At 71.6% G+C, this 8,908-nt stretch carries 6 protein-coding genes; 3 read left to right on the forward strand and 3 right to left on the reverse strand.

The genetic code is table 11. The annotated features are described in order from the left end of the window. On the reverse strand, nt 1–2,683 hold a 2,683-nt coding region (locus CJ226_RS13355; protein ID WP_102209468.1), incomplete at its 3' end, for a bifunctional proline dehydrogenase/L-glutamate gamma-semialdehyde dehydrogenase. A 137-nt stretch (nt 2,684–2,820) separates the two neighbouring features. Here CJ226_RS13355 and CJ226_RS13360 point away from each other — a divergent pair. Then, nucleotides 2,821–3,729, forward strand: coding sequence for a LysR substrate-binding domain-containing protein (locus CJ226_RS13360; RefSeq protein WP_102209469.1), 909 nt, complete (start codon nt 2,821–2,823; stop codon nt 3,727–3,729). A 102-nt stretch (nt 3,730–3,831) separates the two neighbouring features. Next, nucleotides 3,832–4,419 (forward strand): nitroreductase family protein, encoded by a 588-nt coding sequence (locus CJ226_RS13365; protein ID WP_025104923.1) that lies wholly within the window; start codon nt 3,832–3,834, stop codon nt 4,417–4,419. A 67-nt stretch (nt 4,420–4,486) separates the two neighbouring features. Here the strand turns inward: CJ226_RS13365 and CJ226_RS13370 are convergent, their stop codons facing one another. Both CJ226_RS13370 and coaBC read right to left on the reverse strand, forming a co-directional pair. Beyond that, nucleotides 4,487–6,697, reverse strand: a complete 2,211-nt coding sequence (locus CJ226_RS13370) for an ATP-dependent Clp protease ATP-binding subunit (protein ID WP_082802982.1) — start codon at nt 6,695–6,697, stop codon at nt 4,487–4,489. 85 nt (nt 6,698–6,782) lie between these two features. After that, on the reverse strand, nt 6,783–7,982 hold the full coding sequence (gene coaBC, locus CJ226_RS13375) for a bifunctional phosphopantothenoylcysteine decarboxylase/phosphopantothenate--cysteine ligase CoaBC (RefSeq protein WP_102209470.1): 1,200 nt from the start codon (nt 7,980–7,982) through the stop codon (nt 6,783–6,785). An 87-nt stretch (nt 7,983–8,069) separates the two neighbouring features. Here coaBC and CJ226_RS13380 point away from each other — a divergent pair, with 87 nt between their 5' ends. Continuing rightward, the gene (locus tag CJ226_RS13380; protein ID WP_102209471.1) at nt 8,070–8,762 is read left to right on the forward strand and encodes an NRDE family protein; all 693 of its coding nucleotides are present in this window, start codon (nt 8,070–8,072) and stop codon (nt 8,760–8,762) included. Nucleotides 8,763–8,908: the final 146 nt, after the last annotated feature.

The following is an 8,908-nucleotide window of genomic DNA, read 5'->3' on the forward strand; positions in this document are numbered from 1 at the left end:
GGTCCAGCCAGGTCGCGACCTCGGCGGAGTCCAGCGAGTGCAGCCCCGCGGTGAGGCCGTAGTCGACGGCGTTCTGCAGCCGGATGGCCTCGTCGAGGTCCTTCGCGTGCATGATGCCGAGCACGGGTCCGAAGAACTCGGTCAGGTGGAAGTACGAGCCCTCGCGCACGCCGGTCTTCACCCCCGGCGTCCACTGCTTCCCCTCGTCGTCGAGCTTCCGGGGCTCCACGAGCCAGCGCTCGCCCTTGTCGAGCGTGGTGAGCGCGGTCAGGAGCTTGCCGTTCGCGGGCTCGATGATCGGCCCCATCTGCGTGGCGGGGTCATCGGGCAGCCCGACGCGCATCGAGGTGACCGCGTCCACGAGCTGCCGCTCGAAGCGCTTCGAGTCGGCCACCGACCCGACGAGGATCGCCAGCGACGCGGCCGAGCACTTCTGCCCGGCGTGCCCGAACGCGCTGCGGGCGACGTCGGCGGCCGCGAGGTCGAGGTCGGCCGACGGCGTCACGATGATGGCGTTCTTGCCGCTCGTCTCGGCGAGCAGCGGCAGGTCGGCGCGGAAGGAGCGGAAGAGCTGCGCGGTCTCGTAGGCCCCGGTGAGGATGACCCGGTCGACCTGGGGGCTCGCGACCAGGCGGGTGCCGAGGTCGCGGGAGGCGAGGTCGACGAGGGCGAGCAGATCGCGCGGGACGCCCGCGGCCCACAGCGCCTCGACCATCACGGCACCGCACCGCTGGGTGAGCTTCGCGGGCTTGATGATCACTCCGGATCCGGAGGCGAGGCCGGCGAGCACACCGCCGGCGGGGATCGCCACGGGGAAGTTCCACGGCGGCGTGACCACGGTCACCTTCGACGGCACGAACTCGGCGCCGGGGATGGCCTCGAGATCCTTCGCCCGCTCCGCGTAGTAGTGCGCGAAGTCGATCGCCTCGCTGACCTCGGGGTCGGCCTCCGCGATGGTCTTGCCGGCCTCGTGCGCCATGATCTCCAGCAGCTCGCCGCGGCGGGCGGCGAGCTCATCGCCCGCACGGTGCAGGACGGCGGCGCGCTCGGCGGCGGGGAGCGCCGCCCATCTCTCGGCGGCGGACGTGGCGGCGGCGAACACGGCGTCCAGCTCGGCGTCGGTCTCGATGCGGGCGGCCGCGATCGCGTCCCGGCCGAGCGACGACGACACCGAGCGCTGCAGGATCTCCCGGCCCCAGGCACGGTTCGCGGCGAGCGCCGGATCGGTGTCGGGCTCGTTCGCGAAGCCGTCCGTGGTGCCGGCAGGGCGCGGGGCCGTGCGGTCCTGCGTGCGGTTCGGCGCGGGTACCGACGGGTCGGCGACGAGCGCGGCGAGAGAGCGCTCGAAGCGCTCCCGCTCGCGGGTGAGCAGAGTCGGGTTCGACGCCAGCTCGAACACGGCGGACATGAAGTTCTCGGGGCTCGCGTTCTCCTCGAGGCGCCGCACGAGGTACGCGATCGCGACATCGAACTCCGCCGGGTTCACGACCGGCGTGTAGAGCAGGAGGCGGCCGACGTCCTTGCGGACGGCCTCGGCCTGCCCGGTCGCCATGCCGAGCAACATCTCGTACTCCACGGCCTCGGTCACACCGCGGGCCTTCGCGAGCAGCCAGGTGTAGGCGATGTCGAAGAGGTTGTGACCGGCGACGCCGATGCGCACGGCGTCGAGCCGCTCGGGCGTCATCGCCCAGTCGAGCACGCGCTTGTAGTTCGTGTCGGAGTCCTGCTTGGTGCCGTAGGTCGCGAGCGGCCAGCCGTGCACCTTCGCGTCGACCTCCTCCATCGCGAGGTTCGCGCCCTTGACGACGCGCACCTTGATCGGCGCTCCGCCCCGGGCACGGCGAGCGGCGGCCCACTCCTGGAGCCGCTGCATGGCGCCGAGCGCGTCCGGGAGGTAGGCCTGCAGCACGATGCCGGCCTCGAGGTCTTCCAGGCCGGGCTGGTCGAGGATGCTCGTGAAGGCCGCGATCGTGAGGTCGAGATCGCGGTACTCCTCCATGTCGAGGTTGATGAACTTCTGGGTCCCGGTGCGGGCGCCCTTCGCCTCGGCCTTCGCCGCGAGCCGGTACAGCGGGGTGAGCTTCTCGACGACGTCGGCGACGGCCTCGTCGAACGACCACATGGAGAGCTGGCTGACGACGCTCGACACCTTGATCGAGACGTAGTCGACGTCCGGACGGGCGAGGAAGTCGTACGTGCCCTGCAGTCGGCGGCCCGCCTCGCGCTCGCCGAGCACGGCCTCGCCGAGGAGGTTGAGGTTCAGACGGTTGCCGGTCTTGCGGAGTTTGGCGATCGCCGGTCCGAGCTTGGACGGCGTGGCGTCGAGCACGAGGTGGCCCACCATGGCCCGCAGCACGCGCCGCGAGATCGGCACGACGACGTTCGGGAGCTTCGGCGCCCAGAACCCACCGGCCTTGATGGCGGCACGGAGGTAGCCGGGCAGCAGCGTGGGCGTGATGTCGGAGAGCTCGGCGAGCTTGCGGCCGGCGACCCGCAGATCCTCCGGACGCATGACGCCGTCGACGAAGCCGACCGTGAAGGCGAGGCCGTTCGGATCCTTGAGCACTTCGGACAGGCGCTGGGCGGCCGGCTCGACCGGGTGGGTCTCGCTCTCGGCGAGCCAGCGCTGCACGAGCGCGGCGACCTCTTCGGTGCGGGGGGTGGTGTCGTCGATGACGGTCATGAAGCGGGGTACCTTCCTCGGCCTCGCACACCCGGGTATCGTGTGCGGCTGGATCATTGTCCAGCTGGTCGGTAGGCTCCGTCTATCAACCGATTCGAGTGGATTCTGTTCACTCTTCCCGAACGATCGGAACGGCCGTGCTCGACGTCCATCGCCTGCGTCTGCTCGTGGAGCTGTCGCGTCGCGGGACCCTCTCCGCCGTGGCGGATGCGCTGTCCTACAGCAAGGCCTCCGTGTCCCAGCAGCTCGCCGCGCTGGAGCGTGATGTCGGGGTGCCGCTGCTGCGTCGGGTCGGTCGCGGCGTGCAGTTCACGCCGCAGGGGAACGTCCTGGTGGCCGAGGCCATCGGCATCCTCGATCAGCTCGAGCACGCCCAGGTCGCCGTCGCCGAGTCGCTCACCGAGGTGACCGGCACCGTGCGCCTCGCGGTGTTCCAGTCCACCGCGCACTCCCTGCTGCCCCGCGCGCTCGCAGCCCTCGGCGCGCGCCACCCCGCCCTGCGCGTCGAGGTGACCGAGCGCGACCCCGAGTCCGGGCTGGTGGGCGTCTCCAGCCGCGACTACGACCTCATCCTCGCGGAGCAGTATCCGGGGCACACGCGTCCCATCCACGCCGACCTCGACCGCGTGGTGCTCGCCCACGACGCCATCGCCCTCGCCCGGCGTCCGGGAGCGTCGGAATCCGCCGATCCCGTCGCGACCCTGTGGGCGACCCGCGCCGAGCCGTGGGTGCTCGAACCCGCCGGGACCGCCTCCCGCGCGTGGGCGGAGCAGCTCTGCCGCACCGCCGGGTTCGAGCCCGACGTGCGCTTCGAGCTCGCCGACCTCACCGCGCATGTCCGGCTCATCCACGCGGGACTCGCAGTTGGGCTGCTCCCCGAGCTCGTGTGGGCCGGCGATACCCCGACGGTCGACCTCGCCCCGCTCCCGCACGAACCGCGCCGGGAGATCTTCTCCTCCGCTCGCCGGGTCTCTGCGGACGCCCCGTCGATCCGCGCCGTCCGCGCCGCGCTCGCCGACGCCGCCTCCCGCAACCTCCTGGACTGACGCGGCGCACACGGTTCCGGGAATATGCATGCACATGCATCGGTTCCTCCCCCGTGTACCCGGACGACGGCGTCCGATCCCCACCGTCCGAAAGGCACTTCTGTGAGCACTCCCGTCATCGACCGCACCGCCCCGACCGAGCACCCCGTCCTCGACGTCCTCGCCGGCCGCTGGAGCCCCCGCGCCTACGACGCGCAGCACCCGATCGACGAGGCCAAGCTCGCCACCGCCCTCGAGGCCGCCCGCTGGAGCCCCTCCGCCAACAACATCCAGCCCTGGCGCTTCATCGTCGCCCGTCGCGGCACCGCCCTGCACGCCCAGATCGTCGACGCACTGATGGGCTTCAACCAGGCCTGGGCCGGCAACGCGGCCGTCCTCGTCGTCGCGATCGCCGAGACCGCGACCGCCGACGGCACGCCGATCAGCCACGCGTTCTACGACCTCGGCCAGGCCGTGGCGCACTTCTCCGTGCAGGCCCACCACGACGGCCTCGTCGTGCACCAGATGAGCGGCTTCGACCCCGAGGTCGTCCGCGAGTTCGCCGACCTGGAGCCGCGCTTCACCCCCGCCACCGTCATCGCCGTCGGCGAGTTCGGCGACATCGAGGCTCTGCCGGAGGTGCTGCAGGAGCGCGAGGTCGCCCCGCGCGTGCGCCGTCCGATCGCGGAGACGGTCGTCCTCAGCGCCTGAGCAGCGACACACGAAAGGCCCGGTAGGCGTCACGCCCACCGGGCCTTTCGTCGTCTGCCGATCCCGATCAGTCGTCGAGCAGCTCGGCCTCGATCACGTCGTCGTCCTCGACCTCCGGCTCGGGGGTCGTCGCGGTGAGCACGAGGCCCGTGCCGTCGGCCGCCACGTCCACCCGGACGGTGTCGCCGTCGTGCACGCCACCCGAGAGGAGGGCGGTCGCCAGCTTGTTCTGCACCTCGGTCTGGATGAGGCGACGCAGCGGGCGGGCGCCGAACACCGGGTCGTACCCGCGCTCGGCCAGCCACGACCGCGCCCCGGGAGTGACCGCGAGCGTGAGGCGACGGTCGCGCAGCCGGTCGTGCAGCTGATCGACCGACAGCTCCACGATCTGCGCGAGGTCGTCTTCGGTGAGGGCCTGGAACATCACGATGTCGTCGAGACGGTTCAGGAACTCCGGCCGGAACGCCTGGCGCACGAGGGCCATCACCTGCTCCCGCTTCTCCTCCACGGAGAGCACGGGGTCGATGAGGATCGGCGAGCCCAGGTTGGAGGTCAGGATGAGGATCACGTTCGAGAAGTCGACCGTGCGCCCCTGCCCGTCGGTCAGCCGCCCGTCATCGAGCACCTGCAGCAGCACGTCGAACACCTCGGGGTGCGCCTTCTCGACCTCGTCGAGCAGGATCACGCTGTACGGACGACGCCGCACGGCCTCGGTGAGCTGACCGCCCTGCTCGTAGCCGACGTACCCGGGAGGGGCGCCGACGAGCCGCGAGACCGAGTGCTTCTCGCCGTACTCCGACATGTCGATGCGCACCATGGCGTGCTCGTCGTCGAAGAGGAACTGCGCGAGCGCCTTGGCCAGCTCGGTCTTCCCGACACCGGTCGGTCCGAGGAACAGGAACGAGCCGGTGGGGCGACCGGGATCGCTGATCCCCGCGCGCGAGCGGCGCACCGCGTCGGACACCGCCTTGACGGCGTCCTTCTGGCCGATGAGGCGCTTGCCGAGCTCGTTCTCCAGGTGCAGAAGCTTCTCGCTCTCCCCCTGCAGCAGCCGCCCGACCGGGATGCCGGTCCAGGCCGCGATCACGGCCGCGATGTCCTCCTCGGTGACCTGCTCGTTCACCATGCGCGGTTCGCTCGAGGCGGTGGCCTCGGCCTGCTCGGCTTCGGCGATGTCGCGCTCCAGGCGCTTGATCGTCTCGTACTCGAGCTTCGACGCCTTCGTGTAGTCGGCGTTGCGCATGGCGAGGTCGCGCTGGGTGATCGCGTCGTCGAGCTGCTTCTTCAGCTCCCCGACCCGGTTCAGGCCCTGTCGCTCCCGCGCCCATCGGGCCTCGAGTCCGGCGAGCTCCTTCTCGAGCTCGACGAGGTGCTCGCGGAGGGTTCCGAGGCGCTCCTTGGACGCGGCGTCCTTCTCCCGCTTGAGCGCGAGCTCCTCCAGCTTCAGCCGGTCGACCTGACGCTTGAGCTGGTCGATCTCGACGGGAGAGGAGTCGATCTCCATCTTCAGACGCGACATCGACTCGTCGATCAGGTCGATGGCCTTGTCCGGCAGCTGCCGCGCGGGCAGGTAGCGGTTGGAGAGCGAGGCCGCGGCCACGAGCGCGCTGTCGGAGATGGTCACCCCGTGGTGCGCCTCGTAGCGCCCCTTGAGCCCGCGGAGGATCGCGATCGTGTCCTCGACCGTCGGCTCGCCGACGTACACCTGCTGGAAGCGCCGCTCGAGGGCGGCGTCCTTCTCGATGAACTCGCGGTACTCGTTGAGGGTGGTGGCGCCGATGAGCCGCAGCTCGCCGCGGGCCAGCATCGGCTTGAGCATGTTCGACGCCGCGACCGAGCCCTCGCCGCCGCCGGCGCCCATGAGCACGTGCAGCTCGTCGATGAACGTGATGACCTGGCCGTCCGACTCGGTGATCTCCTTGAGCACCTGCTTCAGGCGCTCCTCGAACTGGCCGCGGTACATGGCGCCCGCGACGAGCGCGGAGATGTCGAGCGAGACGAGCTCCTTGTCCTTGAGGGACTCGGCGACGTCGCCCGCGACGATGCGCTGCGCGAGGCCTTCGACCACCGCGGTCTTGCCGACGCCGGGCTCACCGATCAGCACCGGGTTGTTCTTGGTGCGGCGGGTGAGCACCTGGCTGACGCGCCGGATCTCACTGTCCCGTCCGATGACGGGGTCGAGCTTGCCCTCGCGGGCACGGTCGGTCAGGTTGATGCCGAACTGCTCGAGGGCGGACTGCTGTTCCTGGTTCGGGGATCCGGTCTGCGGGGTGGTCATGCGCTCCTCCTGGAGATGCTCCTTCTGAAAGTTGAGTTTGGTTGACTCAAGTTTAGCATTCGGCGGTGCGCGGCTCCACCACCTCTCACCTCTCGCGGGCGACCTCGTCCCAGACGGCCGCCGCCACCTCGCGCTTGGTCCCGGCCGCGGTCCGTGCCAGGGCTCCTCCGCGACCGAGGATGTGCACGGCGTTCTCGCCACGCTCGAAACCCTGCTCCCAGCCGACCTCGTTCACCACCAGCAGGTCGACCCCCTTGCGCTCCTGCTTGCCGCGGGCGCGCGCGAGCAGCTCGGCCTCGTCCTCCGGGGTCTCCGCCGCGAACGCCACGATGAGCTGCCCTTCCCGCCGGGTGTCGACGAGCGCGGCGACGATGTCCTCGTTCTCGACGAGTTCGATCGTGCCGACGCCGCCGCGGTCCTTGGTGAGCTTCCGGGCGGAGACCTCGACCGGGCGGTAGTCGGCCACCGCCGCCGCCATCAGCACGACGTCGGCCGTCGCCGCCTCCTCCTTCATCGCCGCGGACAGCTCGGCAGCCGTGCCGACCCGGACGATCCGGGTCTTCGGGTGGCCGGCCTCCGCGAGCACGTCCCCGGCGACGTTCGCCGCGACGAGCATCACCTCCGCGCCGCGCGCCGCCGCCTCCGCCGCGAGCGCGACTCCCTGGCGCCCGCTGCTCCGGTTGCCGAGGAAGCGCACCGGATCGATGGGCTCCCGCGTGCCGCCCGCCGAGACGACGACCCGCACGCCCGCGAGGTCGCCCGGCGTCATCAGCGCCTGGGCGGCGGCGAGGATCTCCTCCGGCTCGACCATGCGACCGGGGCCGCTGTCACCGCCGGCCAGTTCGCCGTCGGCGGGGCCGACCACGTGCACGCCGCGGTCCCGGAGCGTCGCCATGTTCGCCTGCGTGGCGGGGTTCCGCCACATCTCCGCGTGCATCGCGGGGGCGACGAGCACCGGCGCCTCGGTCGCGAGCAGCGTCGTGCCGAGGAGGTCGTCGGCGAGACCCGCGGCCATCTTCGCGAGGGAGTTCGCCGTGGCCGGGGCGATCACGACGAGGTCCGCCCCCTGCCCCAGGGCGACGTGCCGGACGCGGGCGACGTCCTCATGCACGCTCGTCGTCACCGGGTGCCGGCTCAGTGCCTCCCAGGTCGGCAGGCCCACGAAGCGCAGCGCATCCTCCGTGGGCACCACGGTCACGTCATGACCGGCCTTGGTGAGCAGGCGCACGAGGTGCACCGTCTTGTACGCGGCGATGCCGCCCGTGACTCCCACGACGATGTTCACGCCTCGATTCTGCCCCAGGGTCCGGACGCCAGGGCCGTCGCGGGCGGATCCGTCCCCGCCCGTCCCGGCCGACCTAGACTCGGAGGCGTGTGCACGGTGGTGATCGACGTTGAGGCTGCGGGATCCGCGCGGCTGCTGGCCGTCCGCGACGAGGACCCGGCCCGGGAGTGGGACGCCCTGGGCGCGTGGTGGCCCGAGGAGTATCCGGGAGTGATCGGCATCCGCGACCGCCGCGCCGGTGGGGCCTGGCTCGCCGTGAACCCCGCCGAACGACGCCTCGCCGTGCTCCTCAACCGCGCCGATGTGCAGGACCTCTCCGCGACCGCTGCCGTCTCCCGCGGCACCCTTCCGCTTGCCGCGGTCACCGGGCGTTCTCCGCAGGGAGCCCCGCCGATGCACGGCTTCAATCTGCTCGAAGTCGGTCCGGAGGGCGCGCGAGTGCTCTCGTGGGACGGTGCCGAGTTGCGGGAGACTCCGATCGAGCCCGGAACCCACATGATCGCCCACGACGACCTCGACGACGAGGAGACCCCGCGCATCGCCGCGTGGCTCCCGGAGTTCCGGGCGCTCGGGCCCGCCGCGGCGAGCGCCGACTGGGCGGCCGAGTGGACCGCGCTCCTCGGATCCTCGGCGGCCCTGCCCCCGGAAGACGACCGCGCCATCATCCGCGACAACCGCCCGCACGGGTACCCGACGCAGTCCCTCCTCTACGCGGTCGCCACGGTCACGCCCGCCGGGGTCGACGTCCGCGACGTCACCCTCCCCTCCCCCGCCCACTGACACTGACCCCCCTCCGTCTCCCCCGCCCCCGAACCGCGGGATCAAAACCGCACCCCCGCCCTCCTCCCGCGGAGCCTTTCTGATCCCGCCCGCCCCGCCGCTTCCCGCGCAGGATCGAAAACGCCCCCCACCGCCCATCCCGCGGG

This window comes from Microbacterium sp. UMB0228, assembly GCF_002871415.1.
Taxonomy (GTDB): Bacteria; Actinomycetota; Actinomycetes; order Actinomycetales; family Microbacteriaceae; genus Microbacterium.